Source organism: Actinomadura rugatobispora (assembly GCF_055379765.1).
This window is the reverse complement of sequence record NZ_AP029191.1, coordinates 1,484,667-1,508,955: the sequence shown is the minus strand read 5'-3', so window position 1 is coordinate 1,508,955 and position 24,289 is coordinate 1,484,667. Positions and strand designations below refer to the sequence as shown.

Here is a 24,289-nt window from a genome sequence, read left to right as displayed (position 1 = left end):
CGCATGACAGCACAGCCGCGTACTCCGAACGTTCCTCCCAAGCCCTCCCTGGACGGCCTGGAGGAGAAGTGGGTACGCCGCTGGGACGACGACGGCACCTACCGCTTCGACCGCGAGCAGCCGCGCGAGCGCGTCTACTCCATCGACACCCCGCCGCCCACGGTCAGCGGATCCCTGCACGTCGGCCACGTCTTCTCCTACACCCACACCGACACCGTCGCGCGCTTCCAGCGGATGCGCGGCCGCACGGTCTTCTACCCGATGGGCTGGGACGACAACGGCCTGCCCACCGAGCGCCGCGTGCAGAACCACTTCGGCGTCCGCTGCGACCCGTCGCTGCCGTACGACCCGGAGTTCGAGCCGCCCGCGAAACCCGACCCCAAGCGGCAGATCTCGATCAGCCGGCGCAACTTCATCGAGCTGTGCGAGCGGCTCACCGAGGTCGACGAGAAGGCGTTCGAGGAGATGTGGCGCCGGGTCGGCCTGTCGGTCGACTGGAACCACCTCTACACCACGATCGGTGAGGAGGCGCGCGCGGCGTCGCAGCGCGCGTTCCTGCGGAACCTGGCGCGCGGGGAGGCGTACGTCTCCGAGGCGCCGACGCTGTGGGACGTCACGTTCCGCACCGCCGTCGCCCAGGCCGAGCTGGAGGACCGCGACCAGCCCGGCGCGTTCTACAAACTCCGTTTCCGGGGTCCGGGGTCGTCCCCGGAGGGGCAGGGCCTGGGGGACGACCGGCCGGTCTACATCGAGACGACGCGGCCCGAGCTGCTGCCCGCGTGCGTCGCGCTGGTCGCCCACCCCGACGACGAGCGCTACCGGGAGCTGTTCGGCACGACCGTCCGCACCCCGCTGTTCGGCGTCGAGGTCCCGGTCCTCGCGCACCGGCTGGCCGACCCGGGCAAGGGCACCGGCATCGCGATGATCTGCACCTTCGGCGACGTCACCGACGTCACCTGGTGGCGCGAGCTTGACCTGCCCACCCGCGCGGTCGTCGGCTGGGACGGCCGGCTGGCCGCCGAGCCGCCGCCCGGCGTCCCGGCGCGGCCCTACGACGAGCTGGCTGGCCGGACGCTGTTCTCGGCCAAGGAGCGGGTCGTCGAGCTGCTGCGGGAGTCCGGCGACCTGGACGGCGAGCCGCGCAAGGTCGTCCGGCCGGTGAAGTTCTACGAGAAGGGCACCAAGCCGCTCGAGATCGTCACCACCCGGCAGTGGTACATCCGCAACGGCGGGCGCGACCGCGACCTGCGCGGGCGGCTGCTGGCGCGGGGCGGCGAGCTGGTCTGGCACCCGTCCTACATGCGGGCCCGCTACGAGAACTGGGTCGAGGGCCTCAACGGCGACTGGCTGATCTCCCGGCAGCGGTTCTTCGGCGTCCCGATCCCGGTCTGGTACCGGCTGGACGACTCCGGCGACCCGCTGCACGACGATCCGATCGTGCCGGCGGAGGACGCGCTGCCGGTCGACCCGTCCTCGGACGTCCCGCCCGGGTTCACCGAGGACCAGCGCGGCAAGCCGAACGGCTTCGCCGGCGACCCGGACGTGATGGACACCTGGGCGACCTCCTCGCTCACCCCGCAGATCGCGGGCGGCTGGGAGCGCGACCCGGACCTGTTCTCCCGCGTGTTCCCCTACGACCTGCGCCCGCAGGCCCACGACATCATCCGCACGTGGCTGTTCTCCACGGTCGTCCGCGCCCATCTGGAGCACGGGACGCTGCCGTGGACGGGCACCGCGCTGTCGGGGTGGATCCTGGACCCCGACCGCAAGAAGATGTCCAAGTCCAAGGGCAACGTCGTCACGCCGATCGCGCTGCTGCGGGAGTACGGCTCCGACGCCGTCCGGTACTGGTCGGCCAGCGGCCGTCCCGGCACCGACACCGCGTTCGACACCGGTCAGATCAAGGTCGGCCGCCGGCTGGCCATCAAGATCCTGAACGCGTCGAAGTTCGTCCTGGGGCTGGGGGAGGTCGCGCCGGACGCGGCCGTCACCGAGCCCCTCGACCTGTCGATGCTGGCCGCGCTGGGCGGTGTCGTGGGCGAGGCCACCGAGGCGTTCGAGGGCTACGACTACACCCGCGCGCTGGAGCGCGCCGAGCGCTTCTTCTGGGAGTTCTGCGACGACTACCTGGAACTGGTGAAGGCGCGCGCGTACGGGGACGGACCCGAGGCGCGGTCGGCCAGGGCCGCGCTGCGCATCGCGCTGTCCACGCTGCTGCGGCTGTTCGCGCCGATCCTGCCGTTCGTGACCGAGGAGGTCTGGTCGTGGTGGCGGGACGGCTCGGTGCACCGCGCCGCGTGGCCGGAGGCGGCCGATCTGCCCGCGGGCGGTGATCCGGCGGTGCTGGCGGCGACGGCGGAGGTGCTGCGCCAGGTCCGCAAGGCCAAGTCCGAGGCCAGGGCGTCGATGCGCGCCGACGTCCGGCACGCGGCGGTCCGGGGTGCCGCGACCGGCCGGGTCGCGCGCGGCGACCTGGTCTCGGCGGGCCGGATCGCCGAACTGTCCCTGGAGGAGTCCCCGGACGGCCTGTCCGTCGAGGTCACGCTCGCCTGATCCGTCCTTTTCCTTCGTTTCCTTCGCTTCCTGCGTTACGTCCGATCCGTCGGCCGGCGATCCCCCGCCCATCTGAACCGAATGACATTCGGGTGCGCGGGGGATTAGCGTAAGTGGTCACTGATCGTCGTGGTCGGAGGAGCGCTGCATGACGGATCTGGACGAGTACGGCCGGCGGGCCCGCGCCTGGTTGGAGGCCAACGCGCGCGGCCTGCCCCGCGACGCCGATCTCACGACCGCCAAGACCTTCATGGCCGCGCTGTACGACGCCGGATACTCCGGCATCACCTGGCCGGCGGAGTACGGCGGGCAGGGCCTGAGCGCGGCCGAGGAGCGCGCCTTCCAGGAGGCGGCGCGCGACCTGACCCTGCCCATCGCGCCGTTCGGCATCGGGCTCGGCATGTGCGGGCCGACGCTGATCTCGATCGGCACCGAGGAGCAGAAGCGGCGCCACATCCGGCCGATGCTGCGCGGCGAGGAGATCTGGTGCCAGATGTTCTCCGAGCCCGGCGCCGGGTCGGACGTGGCGTCGTTGCAGACCCGCGCCGTACTGGACGGTGACACCTGGGTCGTCAACGGGCAGAAGGTGTGGACGTCGGCGGCGCGGCTGGCCGACTACGGGCTGCTCATCGCGCGCACCGACCCGGACGTGCCCAAGCACCAGGGCATCACGATGTTCGTGATCGACATGCACGACCCGGGCGTGACGGTGCGGCCGCTGCGCGACATGACCGGGGACGCGCACTTCAACGAGATCTTCTTCGACGACGTCCGCGTCGCCCCCGATCAGGTGGTGGGCGAGGTGAACGGGGGCTGGTCGGCGGCGGTGACGACGCTGCTGCACGAGCGGGTCTCGATCGGGACGGGCGCGGCCCGGATCGAGCGGCCCGCCTCGTACGCCGCGATGGCCGAGGCCGCGCGGGAGCGGGGGCTGCCGGCCGACCCCGCGGTCCGCGACCAGCTCGTGGACCTGTACCTGGCGGAGCGGGCCTTCGACCTGTTCAACGCCCGGCTCGCGCAGGAGGCCAGGGCGGGGATCCAGCCGGGGGCGCGCGGGTCGGTCGCCAAGCTGCTGCTGGCCGAGCTCACCATGACCGGGGCCGATGTCGCGAGCGAGATCCTCGGCCCGGACGCGGTGGCCTCCGAGGGCCGCGGCAGCATCGCCGCCGCGCTGTCGTTCGCGCCCGGGATGGCGCTGGGCGGCGGCACCAACGAGATCATGCGCAACATCATCGGCGACCGGGTGCTGGGGCTGCCGCGCGAGCCGCAGGTGGACCGCGGCGTCCCGTTCCGCGACCTCAAGGTCGGCACGCAGGAGAAGGAGGCGGGCCGGTGAGGCTGATCCGCACCGAGGAGCAGAACGAGCTGGCGGGGTCCGTGCGGGCGTTCCTGGCCGACACCGCGCCGATGGCCCGGGTCCGCGCGATCGCCGAGTCGGACGAGCCCTACGACCGGCGGACGTGGGAGCGGCTGACCGGCGAGCTGGGACTGGCCGGGCTGGCCGTCCCCGAGGAGCACGGCGGGGCCGGCGCCGGGCACGCCGAGGTCGCCGTGGTCATGGAGGAGCTGGGGGCCGCGCTGACGCCGTCGCCGTACTTCGCCTCGGCGGTGCTGGCGGCGAACGTCCTGCTCCAGTCCGGCGACGCGGAGGCCCTCAAGCGGCTGCTGCCCGGGATCGCGTCGGGCGGCACGGTGGCGACCTTCGCGGTCCCGGTGCCCGGCGAGGAGGCGCCGGGCGCGCGGGCGGCGGAGGGCGGCGGCCACGCGCTGCACGGTGTCGCGCCGCACGTGCTGAACGGCGCGGACGCCGACCTGGTCCTGGTCGCGGCGGTCCTGGCCGACGAGGTCGTGGACGGGGACGGGCCGCTGGGGCTCTTCGCCGTCGAGGCGGGGGCCGCCGGGGTCACGCGCACGCCGCTGACCACGCTCGACCTGACCCGTCCGCAGGCCCGCGTGGAGTTCGCCGGCGCCCCGGCCCGCAGGATCGGGTCCGGCGACGCCGGGGAGGCGGTCCGGCGGGCGCTGGACCTGGCCGCCGTGGCGCTGGCGGCCGAGCAGCTGGGCGGCCTGCGCCGGTGCCTCGACACGATCGTGGAGTACGCCAAGCTGCGCGTGCAGTTCGGCCGGTTCGTCGGCTCGTTCCAGGGCGTCAAGCACAGGCTGGCCGACATGCACTGCGTCCTGGAGCAGGCCGAGTCGGTCGTCCGGTACGCGGCGTGGGCCGCCGACGAGAGCCCGGAGGAACTGCCCGTGGCCGCGGCGACGGCCCAGTCGTACATGGGCCGCGCCTATTTCCAGGTCGCCAAGGACCACCTGCTCCTGCACGGCGGCATCGGGTTCACCTGGGAACACGACGCGCATCTCTACTACAAGCGCGCCAAGAGCGCCCAGCTCCTGCTGGGCTCGCCGCGGCACCACCGCGCCCGGCTGGCCGAGCGCCTCGGCCTGCTCGCCTGATCCGCGGTGACCGTCAGTACGTGAAGCGCAAGTGCTTGATGCCGTTGATGAAATTGGAGAAGAGGCGGTCCGGCTCGCCCGCCGCGCGGATTTCCGGGACCCGGGTGAACAGTTCCCGGAACATCACGGTGATCTCGCGGCGGGCGAGATTGGCGCCCAGGCAGAAATGGGGTCCGGGGCCGCCGAATCCGACGTGCGGGTTCGGTGAGCGGGTGATGTCGAAGACGCCGGGGTCCTCGAACACCGTCGCGTCGCGGTTGGCGGAGTTGTAGAAGAGCAGGACCTTGTCGCCGGGACGGTAGAGATGGCCGTTCATCTCGTGTTCGCGCGTCACCGTGCGGCGGAACTGGATGACCGGCGTGGCCATGCGGACGATCTCCTCCACGGCGCCGGCCACGCGGCCGTCGAAGTCGTCCAGGAGCAGCTCGCGCTGGCCGGGATTGTCGGTCAGCAGCTTGAGCCCGTGCGACATGGCGTTGCGCGTGGTCTCGTTGCCCGCGACGACCAGCAGGATGAAGAAGGAGCCGATCTCCTGGTCGGTGAGGGACTCGCCGTCGACGTCGGCGGCCACCAGCGCCGAGACGAGGTCGTCGCCGGGGTCGCGGCGGCGCCGGCGGGCCAGCTTCATGGCCAGGTGGTTGAGCTCGTACCCGGCGGTCATGGCCCGGGCGAGGCCGTACAGGACGCCGGAGCGGGTGATGCGCTCGCGGACGAACGCGCGCCCGCCGGTGTACTCGGGGTCGCCCAGGCCCAGGATGGTGTTGGTCGCCTCGTACACCATGGGGCGGGCGGCCTCGGGGATGCCCATCATGTCGCAGATGACCTGAACGGGCAGCCGCGCCGCCACGTCCGTGACGAAGTCCCCGCCCGCGCGGTCGCCGGGGGCGCGGGCGAGCAGGTCGTCGACGATCCGGGTCGCGGTGGCCTGCAGGTCGGTCTCCAGCTTGGCCAGCACCCGCGGGGTGAACGCGCGGGACACGATCCGCCGGATCTTGGCGTGCCGCGGATCGTCCATGTTGATCATGGAGCCGAAGTAGCGGGCCATGTAGCGGGGGAGGTCGGCGATGCTGTTGGAGCACGGCTCGCTGCTGAAGACGTCGGGGGTGCGGCTGGCCTCCACCACGTCGGCGTGCCGGACCAGCGCGTAGTAGCCCGCGCCGGACTTGATGAGGGGCAGCTTGAGCTCGGGGAAGAAGGGCGGGTCGTCCAGCTCGCGCAGGGTCGCGAAGGCCCGCTCCCGGGCGGCCGGGGGCCGGGACCAGAACGTCAGGTCCGACAGGTCGGCGTCGGGCGGGCGGTGGGTCCGGGTCGTCATGCCGTCCCTCCGTGGTCGGAATCCATCGTCAGAATGTCAGAATGCGATTCGGTTTCCATCGAAACCACCGCCCGCCACGGCGTCAAGCGCCGAGCCTCAAGAGCCGGGCCTCAAGAGCCAAATGTCAGGACGCCGCGACCACGCGGCGGTGCAGGATCGCCCGCTCCGCCGCCGCCCACGCCGTGGAGGTCAGCAGGTAGAGGCCCGCCGCCAGCGGGACGAACGCCGCGACCGCCACCGTGCCGAACGGCAGCAGCCGCGCCACGCGCCCCATCGGCCCCTCTGCCGTCACCCGCCGCGACGACCACCACGCCACCAGGCCCAGCAGGACGAGCAGCACGAGGAACACCAGGGCGCCCGGGGAGAACAGCCCGACGCTGAGCAGGTTCTGGCCGAGCGGGACGCCCGCCAGGGTGTGCGTCAGCAGGAGGTTCTGGTGGCCGGCCACGGTCGCGGAGACGAAGAGCTGGTACATGACGGCGAAGAACGGCCACTGCGCCAGGGCGGGCAGGCACCCGGCGAGCGGCGACGCCCCCTCGGCCGCGTACAGGCCGGCCATCTCCCGGCGCAGCCGTTCGGGGTCGCGGGCGTGCTTCTTCTGCAGCGCCCGCATCTTGGGGAGGAGCCGCAGCCGGGCCCGTTCGCCGCGGGCCTGGGCGACCGCCAGCGGCACCAGCAGCAGCCGTACGGCGGCGGTGAACAGGATGATCGCGGCGGGAGCGGCCAGGCCGCCCGCGACCGGGTCGAGCGCGCCGGCCAGCGAGCCGACCAGGTCATGCGTGATGGAGACGGGGACGTCGAGCAGGAACATGAGGAGCCTTCCGGGACGAGGAGGAGATCGACGGGACGGTCGTGATCTCCAGCCCGGGGGCTCTGGGACGGGGGCGCCCCGCCGCGTCGGGGTCGCGCTGGGACAGGAAGGCCGTGCGGAGCGTACGCTCGCGCAGGGTGGTGCGGACGCCCGCGGGGAAGGCGCGCCGGCCGCGCCGTACGACGAGGCGCGCGGCCAGCAGCAGCAGGCCCGCGATCGTCAGCGCCGCCAGGCTCGCCGCCGTGCTCTGCCCCGTGAAGAGGTCGGCCACGGCGAGCAGCAGCGGCAGCAGGAACACGGCGGGCCTTCCTCGGTGCGATCGATCCACCCACATCGACGCCCGGACCGGCTCAAGGGTTCCAGCGCGCGCGGCTTCCCGTGAGCGCGGGCGCGCCTGGACGGAGCGGGCCGGGACGATCGGTAAGGTCGGTCTGGCCGGTCCGAACGGTTCTGTGGCCGTAGGGCGAGCCATGACTGCCGTCCCCGCCATCGCGACCGTGAGGTGACACTCCGTGACGAACAAGGTCGACGTCCTCGTCCGCCGGCTGGACCCCGAACTGCCCCTCCCGTCCTACGCGCACGCCGGTGACGCGGGCGCGGACCTGGTCGCCCGCGTCGACGTCGAACTGCCCCCCGGGGAGCGCGCGGTCGTGCCCACCGGCATCTCCATCGCGCTGCCCGACGGCTACGCCGCCTTCGTTCACCCCCGCTCCGGATTGGGCGCTAGGTTGGGGGTGACCATAGTGAACGCTCCCGGTACCGTCGATGCCGGCTACCGGGGTGAGATCAAGGTGACCCTGCTGAACACCGACCCCCGCGGCACCGTCCGGCTGCGGCGCGGCGACCGCATCGCCCAGATGGTCGTGCAGCGGGTGGAGCGCGCGGTCTTCCACGAGGTCACCGAGCTTCCGGGATCCGCGCGCGGCACCGGCGGGTTCGGTTCCACTGGCGGGTTCGCCGATAATGGGCAGAGCGAAGAAGGAGCGTGAGTCGTGGCTTTTGGACGTCGCCGTCAGGCCGATGAGCCCGCCAAGGGGCCCGAGCCGGCCGACGAGGAGACCGAGGTCGCCTCGGCCGAGGACGCCGCGGCCGACGAGGCTCCCGAGAATGACGCCGGCAGCGGCCCCTGGGACTCCGAGGACGAGTACCCGGAGCTGCAGCGCCTGGACTTCGGGTCGCTGCAGGTGCCGGTGGCACCCGGGCTGGGCTTCCAGGTGAACTTCGAGGCCACCCAGGTCGACGACGAGGGCAACCCGCTGGACGGGCGCCCGGTCGCGGTGCTGGTGCAGTACGAGGAGAGCGCCATGCAGCTGCAGGCGTTCGCCGCTCCCAAGCGCAGCGGGATCTGGGACGAGGTCCGGCGGGAGACCGCCAAGGACATCCAGGAGGAGGCCCAGGGCCAGACCCAGGACAACGAGGGCCCGTTCGGCCCCGAGCTGCTGGCGATGGTCCCCGCGGCGCTGACCGAGGAGGTCCTCGCCGAGATGCCGCAGGAGGTCCGGGAGCAGATCCCGGCCGAGTTCATCGAGCAGGGCTGGGCGCCGCAGCTGATCCGCTTCATCGGGGTGGACGGCCCGCGCTGGTTCCTGCAGGCCGTGGTGCAGGGCGCCGCGATCGAGGACGAGGAGCAGTGGCAGGTCCTCGAGGACGTGTTCCGCAACATCGTGATCGTCCGGGGCGAGTCGCCGATGCCCCCGCGGGAGCTGCTGGAGCTGCAGATCCCCAAGGAGTTCAGCGAGGCGTCCGAGGACGAGGAGGAGGAGAAGGTCGAGACCTTCAACCCCTTCGAACGCGGACCGGAGATCACCGAGGTCCGCTGACCCGGCCTTTCACCGCGGGCCCGCCGGAGCGATCGCTCCGGCGGGCCCGCGGCGTTCCCGCCTCCCGCCCTTCCGCCCGCGCCACGATTTCGCAACCGGCACGGACGTGAAAGACGCCCCTCCCGCCCGCCCGGCAGCATCGGCCGCGATACGAGCCGATCGCGGACGATGCGGGAACGAGGAGCGGACATGACGGCGGAACGGCCCTCGCGGCGGAAAGTGATCAAAGTGGCGGGCGCGGGCGCGCTGGCGGCGGCCTCGGCGGGGGCGCTGGGCGGCACCGCGGCCGCGTCCGGCGGCGCCCCCGGCGGGCGCGCTCCGGGCGGACGGGACCTGGTGACGCGGGAGATCCCCGGCACCGGCGAACGGGTCCCGGCGGTGGGACTGGGCACGTTCATGACCTTCGACAAGCTGCCGCACGCCCCGCGCGGCCACATCAAGGAGGTCATGAGCCGGTTCTGGGAGGGCGGCGGCCGGGTGGTCGACACCTCCGCCCTGTACGGGACGTCGGAGGCCAACGTCGGGGAGTTCGCCCGCGAGCTGGGCATCACCGACCGGCTCTTCCTCACCGACAAGAGCTGGGCGTGCGGGGAGTTCTTCAACGACGACAGCCATGCGGTGCGGCAGTTCGAGCAGTCGCTGCGGCGGCTGCGCCGGAGCCGGCTGGACGCCGTCCAGGTGCACAGCCTGACCAACGCGCCCATGATCCTGCCGATCCTGCGGCGGCTGAAGCGCGAGGGGCGGATCCGGTACCTGGGCGTCACCCACCACGAGATCCCCGAGCAGGCCCCGGCGGTCGAGCGCTGGATCCGCACCGGGGACCTGGACGTCGTCCAGGTCCGGTACTCGATCTTCATGCGGGAGGCGGAGCGGCGGATCCTGCCGGCGGCGGCCGACCACGGCACCGCCGTCATGGTCAACATGCCGCTGGAGAAGGCCCGGCTGCACGCGGTCGTGGGCGACCGCGGGGTGCCCGGGTTCGCGCGGGAGTTCGGCTGCGAGACCTGGGCGCAGTTCTTCCTCAAGTACGTGATCTCGCACCCGGGGGTCACGTGCGTGCTGCCCGCGACGACGAACCCGGCGCACGCCGAGGAGAACGTCGCGGCCATGCGCGGCCCGCTGCCCGACCGCGCGGCGCGGCGCCGCATGGTGCGGTACATGGAGTCGATCCCGGGGTTCTCCGGCATCGACTCCGCCCCCTGGTACCCGGGGAAGGTGTTCAAGGACGGGCTGGTCGAACTCTAGGGCTCTAGGGTTCAGACCGGATCGCCGTGGGCGCGGCGGTAGGCGTGCGGCGTCGCCCCGTACCGCCTGCGGAACGCGGTCGTCAGGTGGCTCTGGCTGGACAGGCCCACCTGGTAGGCGATGTCGGCGATCGCGTGCGGCGGGTCGGCGCGCTCGCGCAGCAGCCGGGCGGCCAGCTCCAGGCGCCGCTCGGTCACGTACCGGTGAGGCGGGGTCCCGGTCGCGGCCTTGAACGCGCGCGCGAAGTGGTGGCGGTCCATCCCGGCGACGGCCGCGAGAGCGTCCATCCGCAGGTCCTCGCCGAGGTTGCCGTGGATGTGGTCGAGCACCGCGCGCAGCGCCGTCCCGTTCAGGGGCCGGGGACGGCGCGGCGCCGCCGCCCGGTGCGGCCCGGCGAGGTTGGAGTAGCGCCGGACGAGGTGCAGCATCAGCGTCGTCGCGAGGCTGTCGGCGAAGAGCTGGTCGGCGGCGCCGCCGCCGGGCGGGCCGTCCACCAGCGCCGCGGCCAGCTGGTGCAGGAACGGGTCGGGCCGGTTGGTGAAGGCGCCGAACTCGATCCGGCGGGTGTCGCCGAGGCGGCCGGCTCCGCCGAGGGCGTGCAGGTGGGACGGGTCGAGCCGGAGCGCGGCATAGGTGATCGTCCCGCCCTGGTAGCGGGTCCAGCGGCGGCGCGTGCCGGGGATGAACGTCGCCGCGCCGGGGAAGTCGGCGGTCTCCGAGCGGCGCTCCCCGTCGACGACGGCGGTGGTGCGCCCGGTCGTCCCGGAGAGGGTGACGAACAGCAGGTGCTCGGGGCGCTCGGTGAGGCCCTCGGAGTCATCGGCCGCCCGCCAGCGGACGTGCTCGACGGCGATGCCGTTCCACTCCAGGGACCGGCGCCACAGGTCGCGCCCGCCGTACCGGTGGATCGGAGCCGTTCGTCCCGCCATGGACCCGCCCTTCGCTCCCGCCCCGCCGCTCCCGAGGATGATCCCGCCCGCCGCCGAAAGGAGGGCTAAAACCGGGGCGGAACCTCCCGGCGGCCGGGGGAGTCCCATCCATTGAAGATCACTTCGATGCGGCGGGGGCGGGCCCATGAGCGGACGGATGCGCTGGACCGCGGTCGCCCTCGCCGTGGCGGTCCTGGTCGCCGGGGGCTGGGTGTGGTTCTCCGCCGGGTCCGAGCCCGGCCCCGAGCCCCTGCCTGACGGGGAGAGGAGTCCCGGCCCCGTCTCCTTCAGCGAGCGGCCCCTGTGGGAGGGGGTCAGGCTCGGCCTGAACAAGAGGACGGGCGTGGAGCTGCGCGGTGGCGACGCCGTCGTCGGCGACGCCGAGGGCCGGCTGGCGGTGGTCGACGCGGCGACCGGGCTGCCCCGCTGGACCCTGGAGCGCGGCGCGACCCTCAAGGGCGGCGGCGGAGCCGTGTACCAGGCGGCCCGGACGGGGTCGACGGCCGGTGGAGCGCTGGGCGGTACGGGACGCCCGGTGCTCGCGGGGACCGGGGACGACTGGACCGTCCTCGTCCCCTACTACGTCGGCGACACCTTCGAGGCGCCGCGTGAGCAGGGCGTCGCGGCCCTGTCCGGCCGGGACGGGAGCGTCCGGTGGAAGCGCCCGATCGTCCGGCCGGGCGAGGACGACGGCGACGCGCTGGAGCGGCTCGGCGGGGAGATCCGGCCGATGGCGGCCGGTGACCGTGCCGTCCTGGCCGTCGCCCGCACCGCCTCGGGGGACGGGCTGGTGACGGTCGCGCTCGACGCCGCCGGAAAGCGCGAGCTGTGGCGGCGGCCGGGCGTCTGGGGCCTGCGGTTCGCTGGAGATGTCGTCCTGGCCGAGAAGTACGCGGGGATGTCCGACACCCCGGCCGGCCTTTCCGAGACCGGGCCCTCCGAGTTCGGGCAGGTGTCGCTGGTGGCCCTGGACGCCGCCACCGGACGGGACCGCTGGAGCCTGGGCTCTGGCCACACGAGCTCCCAGCTCATGGCGGCCACGCCCACGCACGCCGTCGTCCGGACGGGCAGCACGGTGGACGGCTCGGGCAGCCTGCTGGTGAGCACCGCGACCGGCGGGGTGGTGCACCGGCTGCGCGCGCAGGTGGCCGGGTGCGCCGACGACGGGCACGGCCTCATCGCCTGCTCCGTCCGGTCCGGCTCGCTGGTCACGGTCCGGATCGCGGGCGGGAGCGGCGTGCCGTCGATGACCGGGAGGAGGGTGCTCGGCGCGGGGGCCGCCAAGGTGTCGGTGGACGCCGTCCACGGGAACCGGATCTTCCTCAGCTCGCTGGACGAGGACGACGTCCACGTCGGCGCCGTGGTGGACCGCGCCGGCAACAGGCTCGGCGACGCGCTGCCCCAGCCGGTCGCGGCCGTCGCGGACGGGTTCCTCGCCTTCCGGACCCGGGTCGAGGGCGACACCGGTCGCGCCGAGCCGAACGGGCTGGCGATCCACCGTGCCGCCGCCGGACCGGTCCGTCCGCCGGGCCCTGACCCCTCCGGCGCTCCGGAGCAGGGGCCGCTGGCCGTGGAAGCGCGCCCCCTGTGGCAGGGGAAGGCCACGCTGCGCTCGGGATCGGCGGGGGCGAGCGAGCTCGGACTGCGGAGCGTGGCGCGGCTGCGGCTCGTCGACGAGACGCTCGTCTACTCCGGGCGGGACGCCCGGGGCGGGAACGGCTGGCGGGTGGGCGCCGCCGACGCCGCGACCGGCCGGGAACGCTGGTCGGTGTCGGTGGAAGGCACGCTCGGCGCGGGCCTCCGGCTGGCCTCCGCGGACTTCGAGGTCGCCGCCGGACCCGGACGCGAGCGGCTGCTGGTGGTGCCGTACACGGACGTGTCCGACGGCGACGCCAGGACGCGCGGTGAGAACGGAGTGGTGGCGCTGTCGCCCGTCGACGGCAAGGTCCGGTGGAAGACCGCGTTCTCGGAGAAGGAGCGGGCACCGACGACCGTGGTCGCCTCCGGCCGGACGGTGGCCGCCGGCTCCGGTCACCGCTCCGTGTACTCCCGTCCCGACGACGTCGTCACGACCGTCCTGGACGCCGCGACCGGGCGCAGGGCGTGGTCCCGGCCCGGCCACGATCCCGTGGGCGTCGCCGGCGGGATCGTCGTGGTCAGGAAGCGGGGCGGCGGCGTGGCGGGGCTGGACGCGGCCACCGGCAAGCCACGCTGGAGCCGTCCCGGAGCGGAGCCGCTCCACCTGGCCGGGGCCACGGCGGTCATCGTCCGGCTTCCCGACGGCGCGGCGGCGCTCGACCCGTCCACCGGCCGCGAGCTCGCCCGCACCGGCGCGCCGCTCGACCGCTGCGAGGGAGGCGAGCGGCTTGTGGCGTGCCGGGCGGTGGCCGGTTCCAGGCCGGACGGCAGGGTCACCGCAAGCGGCCGCGACCGGGTCCCCTACGCCGTCGCCGTGCGGCTCGCCCCGGGCCGCGCCGCCTTCGCCGCGCTGCCCTGGACGGCCATCACCGGGGTCACCGCCCACGACGACCGGCTGTTCGTGACGTGGAAGAAGCCGACCTCGTACGGGCCCGCCGGCGCGAACAGCGGGGATTTCCTGACCGCCGACGGCGCGGGGCGCGTCGTCTCCGACCGGCTTCCGGGGCTGCCGCACCTCGTCGGCCCCCGGTACGTGGTCGTCCTCGACGGTTACGGCCTCGGCGACCTGAGCGGGACCACCTCGTTCGCCGTCCACCGCAGGACGGCCTGACCCGCCCCGCCGGCGTCAGGGCTCGATGAGCTCGAACGGCATCGCGTGGGTCACGCCGACCTGCTCGCCCGCGGGGCCGACCAGGCCGGTCAGGAACTCGCGGGCGTCGAACTCCTCGCCCAGCCCGGCGAAGTAGACCTTGTGGGCCTCCAGGGAGGCGATGCCCGCGTCGAGGTGGCCGGTGACGTCCACGTAGTGGGTGCACTCCGGGGAGCCGCCGAACAGCGCGAACCGGACGCCCTGCCACGGCTCCAGGTCCAGGTCGCGGAACACCCAGCGGTTGGAGGCGTCCCGCATGGCGTCCACCACGGCCAGGCCGAGCGCCCGGTGGTCGGCCATGTTGAAGCCCCCGCCGGGGAAGGTGTCGCGGAAGTTCAGCGAGAGGACGACCTCGGGCCGGTGCCGCCGGATGGCCTCGGCCAGGAGCCGGCGCAGCGGCAGCCCGTACTCCAGGATCCCGTCGGCCAGGTCCAGGAACTCGACGTTCTCCACGCCGACCGCGCGGGCCGCCTCGACCTGCTCGACGCTGCGGACCCGGGCCGCCTCCTCCGGGTCCATCCCGTCGATGCCCGCCTCGCCCCGGGTGGCCAGCAGCTCCACCACGGTCTTGCCCTGCGCGGTCCACTTGGCGACGGCGGTGGAGCCGCCGTACTCCAGGTCGTCGGGGTGCGCCACGATCGCCAGCGCGCGCGTCCAGTCCTCAGGTACCGGTTCCATGCCCCGATTCTGGCCGATCTTGCTGGGCCGCGGGTGCGGGAAGGTGGGGTTTTGCCTACCTCGAGCGGCGGTCTGGGACCATCGTCGGCCGCCCGCGGGCTCCGTAGCGTCGATTCCAGGCGCCGAGGGGCGGTCGTGGAGGAGTTCAAGGAGGTAGGGCGATGCTGGGGAGCAGGCGGCGGGCGGGCGAGCCGGTCGGCACCGGGGAGGCGCTGAGGCTTGAGGACGTGCGCAAGGTCTACGGGACGGCGGGGAACCGGGTGGCGGCGCTGGACGGCGTGTCGCTGTCGCTGCCGACCGGGACGTTCACCGCGGTGATGGGCCCGTCCGGGTCCGGCAAGAGCACGCTGCTGCAGTGCGCGGCGGGGCTGGACCGCCCGACCGGGGGCCGGGTCTACGTCGACGGCGCCGAGCTGGCGGCCGGGGGCGGCGAGGCCGCGCTGACCAAGTTCCGGCGGCAGCGGATCGGGTTCGTGTTCCAGCAGTTCAACCTGCTGCCGACGCTGACGGTGATGCAGAACGTGACGCTGCCGCTGAAGCTGGCGGGCCGGAAGGTCGACCGGGCCCGCGCCCGCGAGGTGCTGGCACGGGTGGGGCTGGCCGACCGGCTGCACCACCTGCCCGCGGAGCTGTCGGGCGGCCAGCAGCAGCGGGTCGCGATCGCGCGGGCGCTGGTGACCGAGCCGAAGGTGGTGTTCGGGGACGAGCCCACCGGCGCGCTCGACACCCGCAGCGCCCGCGAGGTGCTGGAGCTGCTGCGGGAGTCGGTGCGGCTGTACGGGCGGACCGTGGTCATGGTCACCCACGACCCGGTCGCGGCCTCGTACGCCGACGCGGTGCTGTTCCTGGCCGACGGCCGCCTGGTCGGCAGCCTGCAGACGCCCACCGCCGAGGCGGTGGCCGAGCGGATGACGCACCTGGCCGACGAGGTCGAGCGCCAGCGCGTCGCGGCGGGGGTGTGACGATGCTCGGGCTGGCTCTGCGGTCGCTGCGGGCGCGGGCGGGCGGGTTCGCCGCCAGCTTCCTGGCGATGTTCCTGGGCGCGACGATCCTGATGGCCTTCGCGTCGATGCTGGACACCGCGGTGGCCGGCGAGGCCACCGGCGCGGCCCGGGAGACGCTGGTGATCATGGCCACGGTGGTGGGGGTCTGGGGGCTGATGCTGGTGGTCCTCGCGGTCACCTCCACGCTGACCCTGTCGGTCCGGCAGCGGGCCGAGGAGATGGCGCTGCTCAAGAGCGTGGGCGCCACCCCGGCCCAGATCGGCCGGATGGTGGTGGGCGAGGCGTCCGGGCTGGCCGTGGCGGCCTGGGCGCTGGCCGTCCTGCCCGGCTACCTGGCGGGCACCGGCCTGCTGGAGCTGCTGCACTCCACCGACCAGGTGCCGGAGTCGGTGCCGTACTCCTTCGGCCCGTTCGCCCTGGCGATGGGCCTGGGCATCACGCTGGTGTCGGCGGCCGGCGCCGCCGTCATCACGGTGCGCCGGACGGTGCGGGGCCGGGTGGCCGAGTCGCTGGCCGACGCGGCCGTGGGCCGGGTCAGGGCGGGCAGGGTCAGGGTCGCGGCCGGGATCGTGTTCCTGCTGGTGGCGCTGAACCTGGCCGTGGTCACCGCCACGGTGATGCGCGGCAAGGGCATGGACGCCATGGCGACCGCGGGGCAGGCCGACATCCTGGCCTCGCTGGGGCTGGCGCTGCTGGCGCCGTGGCTGATCCGGACGGCCGCCGCGCTGCTGGCCCGCCCGCTGGGGTGGTTCGGCGTGGCCGGCGACCTGGCGGTGAGCACGCTGCGCCGGCGGACCGGGCAGATGGCCGGGGCGGTCATGCCGATCATCCTGTTCACCGGGGCCGCGGTCGGCACGCTCTACCTGCAGGAGATCGAGAACGACGCCATGGCCGCGGCCGGTCTGGCGTCCACGGTGGAGCAGAAGAACATCGCCACGCTCAACTTCGTGGTCATCGGGATGATCCTGGTCTTCACCGCGCTGATGCTGGTGAACACGCTGATCGCGGCGACCGCGTACCGGCGCCGGGAGTTCGGGCAGCAGCGGCTGGCGGGCGCGACGCCGGGCCAGGTGCTGGGCGCGGTGACGCTGGAGGGCGTGCTGCTGACCGGGATCGGGGTGGCGTGCGGGGCGTTCGCGTCGCTGTTCACCGTCCTGCCGTTCGGCGTCGCCCGGGCCGGGACGGCGCTGCCGGAGCTGGAGCCGCTGACCTTCGCGGCGGTCGTCGCCATCGCGGTGGCGCTGACGATGGCGTCGGCGGTCGGCTCGGCGCGCCGCGCGGTCCGCGTCCCGGCGGTGGAGGCGGTGAACGTCTGAGAACCAGAACCGCGCACCCGGGAGCGGGGCGCCCGCCGCGAGGCGGACGCCCCGCTCCGGCGTGCACGGGGTGCGGTGCTGGTCGGCGGTGGTCACGGGGGGTGGACGGGGGCGCGTAGGGTCCCTCGTGTGGACGAGCGGGTGAATCGGGAACCGGAGGACGGCGCGCGATCGCTCCTGAGCGAGGAGCGGGAGGAGGCGCCCGGCGGCGGCGAGCCGGCCGGGCGGGCGGGCGGCGGGCGGGGCCGGGAGCGGCGGGCCGGGGAGGAGCGCGGCGCGGCCGTCATGCCCGCGGTCTTCGACGCCGCCGAGCGGTACGAGCCGCCCACCGAGCCGGAGATCGGCCTGGTCCCGATGCGCGACCCCGGCGACGTCGGGGACCCGGGCGTGGCCGACCGGCCGGGCGCCGAGCGGGACGAGGTCCGCACCGCCGCCCGGGCGGCCCGGCCCGGGGTGGCGCACTCCAGCGCGGTCATGGCGATCGGGACGGTGTTCTCCCGCGCCACCGGGTTCCTGCGCACCACCGTGCTGAGCGCGGCGCTGGGCGTGGGGCTGCTGGGCGACGCCTACCAGACCGCCGACATGATCCCCTTCGCGGTGTACGCGCTGCTGCTGGGCGGGCTGCTGTCGAGCGTGTTCGTGCCGTTCCTGGTCAAGCGGCGCAGGCGGGACGCCGACGGCGGCGCCGCCACCGAGCACCGGCTGTTCACGGCCGCGGTGGCGGGGCTGCTGGTGCTCACCGCGGCCGCGATGCTGGCGGCGGGCCCGCTGGTGTCGGCGTACGCGGGGTACGCGGGCCGCCAGTACGACATCGCGGTGCTGCTGACCCGGCTGCTGCTGGCGCAGATCCTGTTCATCGGCGTCAGCGGCGTCGCCGGGGCGCTGCTGAACGCGCGGGAGCGGTTCGGCGCGCCGATGTGGGCGCCGATCGTCAACAACCTCATCACCGTCGGGGCCGGGGCGGCGTTCCTGGCGGTCGCGGGGCCGGGCCGGACCGTGGACTCGGTGACCGACGGCGAGCTGACCCTCCTGGCGCTTGGCTCGGCGCTGGGCACGGCGGTGCAGAGCCTCATCCTGGTCTGGTCGCTGTGGCGGGCGGGGTTCCGCTGGCGGCCCCGGCTGGACCTGCGCGGCTCGGGTTTCGGGGAGGCGGCGCGGAGCGCGCTGTGGATGCTGGTCTACATCGTGGTGGCGCAGGGCGGGCTGCTGGTCTCCACGAACGTGGCGACCCGCGCGGGCGCGCGGGCGGCCGAGGAGTCGGGGGCCCCGGGCGCGGGGCTGGCGGCGTACAAGTTCGCCGAGGTGGTGTTCCAGCTGCCGTACGCGATCATCGCGGTGTCGGTGATCACCGCGCTGCTGCCGCGGATGAGCGCGCACGTGGCCGACGGGCGGCGTGACCTGCTGCGGGCCGACTTCTCGCGCGGGCTGCGGCTGGCCTCGGCGCTGCTGGTGCCGCTGTCGGTGGCGATGCTGGTGTTCGCGGTCCCGGGGGCGGTGCTGCTGTTCGCGTACGGGAGCACCGAGCCGGTCGACGCGCGGCGGATCGGGCTGGTGCTGATGGTGTTCGCCGTGATGGTGATCCCGTTCACGCTGTTCCAGCTGCAGATGCGGGTGTTCTACGCGCTGGGGGACACCCGGACGCCGGGGCTGCTGGCCGTTCCGGCGGGCCTGGCGCAGGCGGCGATGGCGGTGGGGCTGCTGGCGCTGCTGCCGGCCCGGCACGTGGTGTTCTGGCTTCCGGTGTCCTACGGGTTGTTCTACGTCGTGGGCACGGCGGGGGCGACGCTGGTGCTGCGGCGGAGGCTGGGCGGCATGGACGGGCGGCGCATCCTGCGCTCGCTGACGCTGCTGTACCTGGCGGCGCTGCCGGGCGGGCTGTTCGCGGCCGGGTGCGTGTGGGCGTTCGGGCACCTTCCCGGGGACCGGGTGCCGGGGGTGCTGGCGATGGCGGTGGGCGGTCTCGGGGGCGGGCTGCTGTACGTCGCGGGCGCCCGGCTGCTGCGGGTGGCCGAGGTGGGCTTCTTCCTGGACGTGGCGCGGGCGAGGCTGCCGCTGTTCCGCCGGCCCGCCCGCCAGGAAACCCCCTGATTTATCGACAAATGGGAATAAAAGCGGCGGCGGAGGTGTTGGCGCGGCCATGATGACTCCGCCGCCCGCCATGGCGCGGGACGTGTCGCCCCCCACCGTGCTCCGGTACGCGGCGTTCACCACCGACCCGTGCGGCGGCAACCCGGCCGGGATCGTCCTGGACGCCACCGGCCTGGACGACTCGGCGATGCTGGCCATCGCGGCGGAGGTCGGGTACTCCGAGAGCGCCTTCCTCACCCGCGCCCCCGACCACCTCGGCGAGCCCGGGCGCACGTGGGCCGTGCGCTACTTCAGCCCCCGCGACGAGGTGTCGTTCTGCGGCCACGCCACCATCGCCACCGCCGTGGCCCTGGCGGAACGCTCCGGGCCCGGGACGATCTCGTTCGCCACCCAGGTCGGGCTCGTCCCGGTCGAGGTGGAGGCGGGCCCGGACGGCCTGCCGCGCGCGACGCTCACCAGCGTGGAGCCCTACGTCCAGGAGATCAGCCCCAGCTACCTCGCCGAGGCGCTGGCCGCGCTGCGCTGGGACGAGGCCGACCTCGACCCCGCGCTGCCGCCCCGCGTCGCCTACGCCGGGGCGCGGCACCTGGTGCTGGCGGCCGGGACCCGGCGGCGGCTGGCCGACCTCGACTACGACTTCGACCGGCTCGCCGCGTACATGACCGCCCGCGACCTCACCACCGTGCAGCTGGCCTGGCGGGAGACGCCCGACACCTTCCACGTGCGCGACCCGTTCCCGGTGGGCGGCGTGGTGGAGGACCCCGCGACCGGGGCGGCGGCCGCCGCGTTCGGCGCCTACCTGCGGCGGCTCGGCGCGGTCGAGGTCGCCCCGGCCGCCCGGCTCACCCTCCACCAGGGCGAGGACATGCGGCGGCCGGGCGTGCTGCACGTGGAACTGCGCGAGGACGACACCCGCGTCCGCGTCTCCGGCACCGCCGTCCCCATCCCGCACTGACCGAACCGGGACATCAGTGGGCGCGACCGTCCACGACCGGGCGCTCGAGGGCGCTGCCCGCCATCCACTGCTTCCACGAGAGCTGCCAGAAGCCCCACCCGTTGTAGGGCTCCAGGGCGCGGTCGGTGCCCGTCACGTGCACGATGTCGCCGCGCAGTGAACGCGCGTAGAACCATTGGGCGAACTCAGGGGAGGCGTTGACGCAGCCGTGGCTGACGTTCGCGCGCCCCTGCTGCCGGAGCGACCAGGGCGCCGCGTGCACGTACTCCCCGCTGCTGGATATCTGCACGGCGTGGCGCACGCTCTTCTTGTAGTAGCGGGGGTCGTCCTCGTCGGTCACGCCCATCCAGGCCGACGTCATGGTGATCGGGTCGTTCCTGCTCATCGCCAGGTGGACGCCGCTGGTGGTGGTGTACGCCCGCGTCCCGCCCTTGCCCGCGCTGATGCCCGCCGACCGCACCGTCCTGCCGTTCTCCTGGACGGTCATGCGGTGCCGCCGCACGTCCACGGTGCTGATCCGGCGCACGCCCACCCGGAACCCCGCCGTCCGGCCGGACGCCCCGTACACGCCGGGGGCCGCCCGCACCCCGGCCGTGTGGGCCAGCAGCGTCACCCGCTGGCCCGACGGCCAGTAGCGGCGCGGGCGGAACACCACCTGGCGCGGGCCCGTCCAGCGCCAGGCGCCCGGCACCGCCCGCCGCATGCGGACCTCCAGGGCCTCCTCCACGGCGGCGCGGCGCGCGATCGGCCGGTCGAAGGTGACGATCAGCGGCATGCCCGCCCCGACCACCTCGCCCGCGCGCGGCGTGACGTCGCTGATCGCGAACGTCCCCGGCGGCCGGAGCGTGGTGAACCGGCCGGTGAGCGCGGTCGGCTCGCCCCTGGCGCCGGTGCCGGTCGCGGTCACCGTGTAGGTGGTGGCGGGACGCAGTGTCCAGCGGGTGCGCCAGGTGAGCCGGTCGGGGGACAGCCGCCCGTCGGCGCGGTCGCCGCCGCCCCGCAGGACCACCTTGTGGAGCGTTCCGCGCGCCGCCGTGACGATCACCGGCCGGTCGGGCCGCACGTCGCGGGCCCCGTCGCCGGGCGTGAACCGGATCGGGGCGGGCGGGGACGGCGCCGCCCGCCCGGCCGGGCCCCCGGACCCGTCCCCTCCGCCGTCGCCGCCCCCGCACGCCACGGCCCCCGGCGCCACCAGGACCATGGCCGGTACCAGCCGATACGCGCGTCGCAGCATTGCCGCCCCCGTTGCCTTTGCCGCGTTCATTCAATTCCGTACTGATTCGTAGTGATTTGTTTACTCAGAGTGATAGACGCACGCCAACCTAGCCCGTCGGCCGTCCCGGCGTGGCCGTGCCGGGCCGCCCGCGCGGTCTCGGTTCGGTGAAGGCCCCGGGGGTCAGGACGAGATCCCCAGATCTCGCCATCCATCCGCTCATCTGGAGCTTCGTCGGCCGTCGGGCGGTTCGTCGGGCGGTGTGATGCCTTAGGGTTTCGAACATGGACGAGGTGCCGGCCGACAGGAAGCCGGAAACGGGCGAGCCCGCTTCCACCGCCGCTCCCGAGGACGGGCGCGGCCGCGGCGGGCTGCGGCGCTTCCTGCGCCGCATGGCCTCCAGCAAGGCCGAGCTGGAGGCCGAGGAACTGCAGAAGACCTCCGACGAGGAGGGGGCCACGCCGATCACGGCGTGCGCCGCGCGCAAGCGCGCCCGCGTGGCGGGTACGCTACGGACCGTGACCCTGCGACCCCGCGGCGGTGCCCCGGCCCTGGAGGCCGAGCTCTACGACGGCACCGACGTGATCAACCTGGTCTGGCTGGGCCGGCGGAAGATCGCCGGGATCGACCCCGGCCGGCGGCTGCACGCCGAGGGCCTGGTGAGCGTGCAGGACGGCCGCAAGGTCATGTTCAATCCCCGGTACGAACTGCGCGGCGGCTCGTGACGGACGTACCCACCGAACGATCCGAGCGGGAGAGGACGCCTTGCGACCGATGAGCGAGGGACCGGCGGCCACCGGCGCGGCCGCCGAGACCGAGAGCGCCGAGACCGAGACGGCCAAGGCCGAGACCGCCAAGGCCGCGGAGAGCGCGGACGCCGCGGACGCCGCGGAGGGCGCGGACGGCGGCGCGACCGCGGCGGCCCGGGGCGGCAGCGCGCACGACACCGTCGAGGCGGCGGTGCGGGCGCAGCTGTCCAAGGCGCTCGGCGGCGTCCGCGGCATGGTCGAGGCCGCCGTCCCCACCATCGGCTTCACCGCCACCTACGTCGTGACCCACGAGGTCAGGACGGCCGTCACGGTCGGCATCGGCGCGGCCGTGCTGCTGCTGGCGGTCCGGCTCGTCCAGCGCTCCAACCCGCAGTTCGTCCTCAACAGCCTGCTCGGCATCGCGATCGCGGCGTTCTTCGCGCTGCGCTCGGGCAAGGCCGAGGACGCCTTCATGCCCGGCATCCTGGTCAACGCCGGCTACGGGGTGGCGATGCTGGTGTCCATCCTGGCCCGCTGGCCGGTGGTGGGCTTCATCATCGGCTCGGTCACCGGCGACCCGACCGGCTGGCGGTCCGACCCGCAGATCCTGCGGCTGTGCTCCCGGCTGACCTGGATCCTGCTGGCGCCCTGCGTGCTGCGGGTGGTCGTGCAGTACCCGATCTACCTCGCCGACGGCGACCAGAGCGCGCTGCTGGGCGCCACCAAGATCGCCATGGGCTGGCCGCTGCAGGTGGCGGCGCTGGCCGTGATGGTCTGGGTGCTGGCCCGCGGCCGCACCCCGCTCCGGCCGGGGCCCGGCGCCCGCTGACGGCCGGGGCCCGGCGGGCCCCGGGACGCCGCGGGCGCCGTCGCTCAGCGGGCGCCGAGGAGCTCGGCCAGCTCGTCCTCCACGTCCTGGCTGGCCACGAACATCAGCTCGTCGCCCGGCTCCAGCGTGTCGTCGGCGGCTGGCACCAGCACCCGCCCCTCCCGCAGGATCGCCACCAGGGCGGTGTCGCGCGGCCAGTCCACCGACCCGACCCGCTCGCCGCCCAGCGGCGCGTCCTCCGGCAGCGTCAGCTCCACCAGGTTGGCCTCGCCCTGCCGGAAGGTCATCAGCCGGACCAGGTCGCCGACGCTGACCGCCTCCTCCACCAGGGCCGACAGCAGCCGCGGCGTGGAGACGGCCACGTCCACACCCCACGACTCGTTGAACAGCCACTCGTTCTTGGGGTGGTTGATCCGGGCCACCACGCGCGGCACCCCGTACTCGGTCTTGGCCAGCAGCGACACCACCAGGTTGACCTTGTCGTCCCCGGAGGAGGCGACCACCACCTGGCAGCGCTCCAGCGCGGCGTCGTCCAGCGAGGCGATCTCGCAGGCGTCGGCCAGCAGCCACTCGGCCCGCGGCACCATCTCCACCTTGATGGCCTTGGGGCTCTTGTCGATCAGCAGCACCTCGTGGCCGTTCTCCAGCAGCTCCTGGGCGATGGAGCGGCCCACCGCCCCCGCCCCGGCGATCGCGACCCGCATCACGCGTCCTCCTCGGTGCGCACCGCGACCGCGGCGTTGATCCGTTCCAGATCGCCGGCACGGGCGATGATGTGCACGATGTCGCCGTCCTGGATCACCGTGTCGGCGTGCGGGACGAGCGCCTCGCCCATCCGCGACAGGAACGCCACCCGGGTGTCGGCGGCCTCCTCCAGCGTGGTCACCTTGTCGCCGACCCAGATCGGCCCGGTGTCCAGCTCGGCCAGCACCACCTCGCCGGTCGGGTCGCGGTACAGCGGCTCGGCGCCCTCGGGCAGCAGCCGCCGCAGGATCTGGTCGGCGGTCCACCGCACCGTCGCCACCGTCGGGATGCCCAGGCGCTGGTAGACCTCGGCGCGGCGGGGGTCGTAGATCCGCGCCACCACGTTGTCGACGCCGAAGGTCTCCCGGGCCACCCGGGCGGAGATGATGTTGGAGTTGTCGCCGCTGCTGACCGCCACGAACGCGGAGGCGTGCTCGATGCCGGCCTCGGCGATCACGTCGCGGTCGAAGCCGAAACCGGTGACGCGGCGGCCCTTGAACCCGCTGCGGAGCCTGCGGAAGGCCTCCGGGTTCTGGTCGATGATGGCCACCGAATGACCCTTGTCCTCCAGGATATGGGCGAGCGTCGACCCGACGCGGCCGCACCCCATGATCACGATATGCACGCCCGTTCCCGTTCCTTCCCCGTTCCTACGCGGGATCGCTCACTCACTGCTGCTGCCGGGCTGCAAAACTACACATCCGCCCAGACAAGTACTACCCGGCCGGACCGCCGCCCGCCACGCCCACCAGCGGCTGGACGCGATTCGCCCCCAAGGGGTGGGCTTATCACAGG

At 74.1% G+C, this 24,289-nt stretch carries 21 protein-coding genes; 13 read left to right on the top strand and 8 right to left on the bottom strand.

The genetic code is table 11. The features are described 5' to 3' along the window. Positions 1–3: 3 nt before the first annotated feature. The 3 genes from valS (at position 4) to ACZ466_RS06165 (ending at position 5,010) form a co-directional block, all read left to right on the top strand. Positions 4–2,553: a valine--tRNA ligase gene (valS, locus tag ACZ466_RS06175; RefSeq protein WP_378284284.1), complete on the top strand. Its 2,550-nt coding sequence runs from the start codon at positions 4–6 to the stop codon at positions 2,551–2,553. 148 nt (positions 2,554–2,701) lie between these two features. Further along, positions 2,702–3,889: an acyl-CoA dehydrogenase family protein gene (locus tag ACZ466_RS06170; RefSeq protein ID WP_378284282.1), complete on the top strand. Its 1,188-nt coding sequence runs from the start codon at positions 2,702–2,704 to the stop codon at positions 3,887–3,889. Continuing rightward, positions 3,886–5,010, top strand: coding sequence for an acyl-CoA dehydrogenase family protein (locus tag ACZ466_RS06165; RefSeq protein ID WP_378284281.1), 1,125 nt, complete (start codon positions 3,886–3,888; stop codon positions 5,008–5,010). The genes ACZ466_RS06170 and ACZ466_RS06165 overlap by 4 nt, the downstream gene beginning before the upstream one ends. A gap of 13 nt (positions 5,011–5,023) precedes the next feature. Here the strand turns inward: ACZ466_RS06165 and ACZ466_RS06160 are convergent, their stop codons facing one another. The 3 genes from ACZ466_RS06160 to ACZ466_RS06150 form a co-directional block, all read right to left on the bottom strand. Next, the gene (locus ACZ466_RS06160) at positions 5,024–6,325 is read right to left on the bottom strand and encodes a cytochrome P450 (protein WP_378284280.1); all 1,302 of its coding nucleotides are present in this window, start codon (positions 6,323–6,325) and stop codon (positions 5,024–5,026) included. A 124-nt stretch (positions 6,326–6,449) separates the two neighbouring features. Continuing rightward, positions 6,450–7,136, bottom strand: coding sequence for a YidC/Oxa1 family membrane protein insertase (locus ACZ466_RS06155; RefSeq protein WP_378284279.1), 687 nt, complete (start codon positions 7,134–7,136; stop codon positions 6,450–6,452). After that, on the bottom strand, positions 7,099–7,434 hold the full coding sequence (locus ACZ466_RS06150) for a DUF6412 domain-containing protein (protein WP_378284278.1): 336 nt from the start codon (positions 7,432–7,434) through the stop codon (positions 7,099–7,101). Before ACZ466_RS06150 ends, ACZ466_RS06155 begins: the two co-directional genes overlap by 38 nt. Positions 7,435–7,648: 214 nt before the next feature. Between ACZ466_RS06150 and dut the strand changes: the two genes are divergently transcribed. The 3 genes from dut (at position 7,649) to ACZ466_RS06135 (ending at position 10,201) form a co-directional block, all read left to right on the top strand. Further along, positions 7,649–8,125: a dUTP diphosphatase gene (dut, locus tag ACZ466_RS06145; RefSeq protein WP_378284277.1), complete on the top strand. Its 477-nt coding sequence runs from the start codon at positions 7,649–7,651 to the stop codon at positions 8,123–8,125. A 3-nt stretch (positions 8,126–8,128) separates the two neighbouring features. After that, positions 8,129–8,956 (top strand): DUF3710 domain-containing protein, encoded by an 828-nt coding sequence (locus ACZ466_RS06140; protein ID WP_378284276.1) that lies wholly within the window; start codon positions 8,129–8,131, stop codon positions 8,954–8,956. Positions 8,957–9,145: 189 nt separating this feature from the next. Then, positions 9,146–10,201 (top strand): aldo/keto reductase, encoded by a 1,056-nt coding sequence (locus ACZ466_RS06135; protein ID WP_464042978.1) that lies wholly within the window; start codon positions 9,146–9,148, stop codon positions 10,199–10,201. An 11-nt stretch (positions 10,202–10,212) separates the two neighbouring features. Here the strand turns inward: ACZ466_RS06135 and ACZ466_RS06130 are convergent, their stop codons facing one another. After that, on the bottom strand, positions 10,213–11,130 hold the full coding sequence (locus ACZ466_RS06130) for a helix-turn-helix domain-containing protein (protein ID WP_378284274.1): 918 nt from the start codon (positions 11,128–11,130) through the stop codon (positions 10,213–10,215). 145 nt (positions 11,131–11,275) lie between these two features. Here ACZ466_RS06130 and ACZ466_RS06125 point away from each other — a divergent pair, with 145 nt between their 5' ends. Continuing rightward, positions 11,276–13,879: an outer membrane protein assembly factor BamB family protein gene (locus ACZ466_RS06125; protein WP_378284273.1), complete on the top strand. Its 2,604-nt coding sequence runs from the start codon at positions 11,276–11,278 to the stop codon at positions 13,877–13,879. A 15-nt stretch (positions 13,880–13,894) separates the two neighbouring features. Here ACZ466_RS06125 and ACZ466_RS06120 read toward each other — a convergent pair whose 3' ends face one another. After that, positions 13,895–14,596, bottom strand: a complete 702-nt coding sequence (locus ACZ466_RS06120) for a PIG-L deacetylase family protein (RefSeq protein ID WP_378284271.1) — start codon at positions 14,594–14,596, stop codon at positions 13,895–13,897. Between the two features lie 161 nt (positions 14,597–14,757). Between ACZ466_RS06120 and ACZ466_RS06115 the strand changes: the two genes are divergently transcribed. The 4 genes from ACZ466_RS06115 (at position 14,758) to ACZ466_RS06100 (ending at position 19,959) form a co-directional block, all read left to right on the top strand. Further along, positions 14,758–15,558: an ABC transporter ATP-binding protein gene (locus ACZ466_RS06115; RefSeq protein ID WP_378284270.1), complete on the top strand. Its 801-nt coding sequence runs from the start codon at positions 14,758–14,760 to the stop codon at positions 15,556–15,558. Between the two features lie 2 nt (positions 15,559–15,560). Further along, positions 15,561–16,916 (top strand): FtsX-like permease family protein, encoded by a 1,356-nt coding sequence (locus ACZ466_RS06110; RefSeq protein WP_378284268.1) that lies wholly within the window; start codon positions 15,561–15,563, stop codon positions 16,914–16,916. Positions 16,917–17,201: 285 nt separating this feature from the next. Further along, complete coding sequence (murJ, locus tag ACZ466_RS06105; RefSeq protein ID WP_378284297.1) at positions 17,202–19,004, top strand: murein biosynthesis integral membrane protein MurJ; 1,803 nt, start codon at positions 17,202–17,204, stop codon at positions 19,002–19,004. Positions 19,005–19,053: 49 nt separating this feature from the next. Continuing rightward, the gene (locus ACZ466_RS06100) at positions 19,054–19,959 is read left to right on the top strand and encodes a PhzF family phenazine biosynthesis protein (protein WP_378284267.1); all 906 of its coding nucleotides are present in this window, start codon (positions 19,054–19,056) and stop codon (positions 19,957–19,959) included. 13 nt (positions 19,960–19,972) lie between these two features. Here ACZ466_RS06100 and ACZ466_RS06095 read toward each other — a convergent pair whose 3' ends face one another. Next, a complete protein-coding gene (locus ACZ466_RS06095) occupies positions 19,973–21,193 on the bottom strand; it encodes a L,D-transpeptidase (protein ID WP_378284266.1) in 1,221 nt (406 codons plus the stop codon). A 263-nt stretch (positions 21,194–21,456) separates the two neighbouring features. On the opposite strand from ACZ466_RS06095, the gene ACZ466_RS06090 reads away from it, so the two are divergent. Together ACZ466_RS06090 and ACZ466_RS06085 are read left to right on the top strand one after the other, a co-directional pair. Beyond that, the gene (locus ACZ466_RS06090) at positions 21,457–21,897 is read left to right on the top strand and encodes an OB-fold nucleic acid binding domain-containing protein (RefSeq protein WP_378284265.1); all 441 of its coding nucleotides are present in this window, start codon (positions 21,457–21,459) and stop codon (positions 21,895–21,897) included. 49 nt (positions 21,898–21,946) lie between these two features. Continuing rightward, complete coding sequence (locus ACZ466_RS06085) at positions 21,947–22,750, top strand: DUF3159 domain-containing protein (RefSeq protein ID WP_378284264.1); 804 nt, start codon at positions 21,947–21,949, stop codon at positions 22,748–22,750. A gap of 44 nt (positions 22,751–22,794) precedes the next feature. On the opposite strand, the gene ACZ466_RS06080 is transcribed toward ACZ466_RS06085, so the two are convergent. Then, a complete protein-coding gene (locus tag ACZ466_RS06080; RefSeq protein ID WP_378284263.1) occupies positions 22,795–23,454 on the bottom strand; it encodes a potassium channel family protein in 660 nt (219 codons plus the stop codon). Then, positions 23,454–24,119 (bottom strand): potassium channel family protein, encoded by a 666-nt coding sequence (locus tag ACZ466_RS06075; protein ID WP_378284262.1) that lies wholly within the window; start codon positions 24,117–24,119, stop codon positions 23,454–23,456. The genes ACZ466_RS06080 and ACZ466_RS06075 overlap by 1 nt, the downstream gene beginning before the upstream one ends. Between the last annotated feature and the right edge of the window lie 170 nt (positions 24,120–24,289).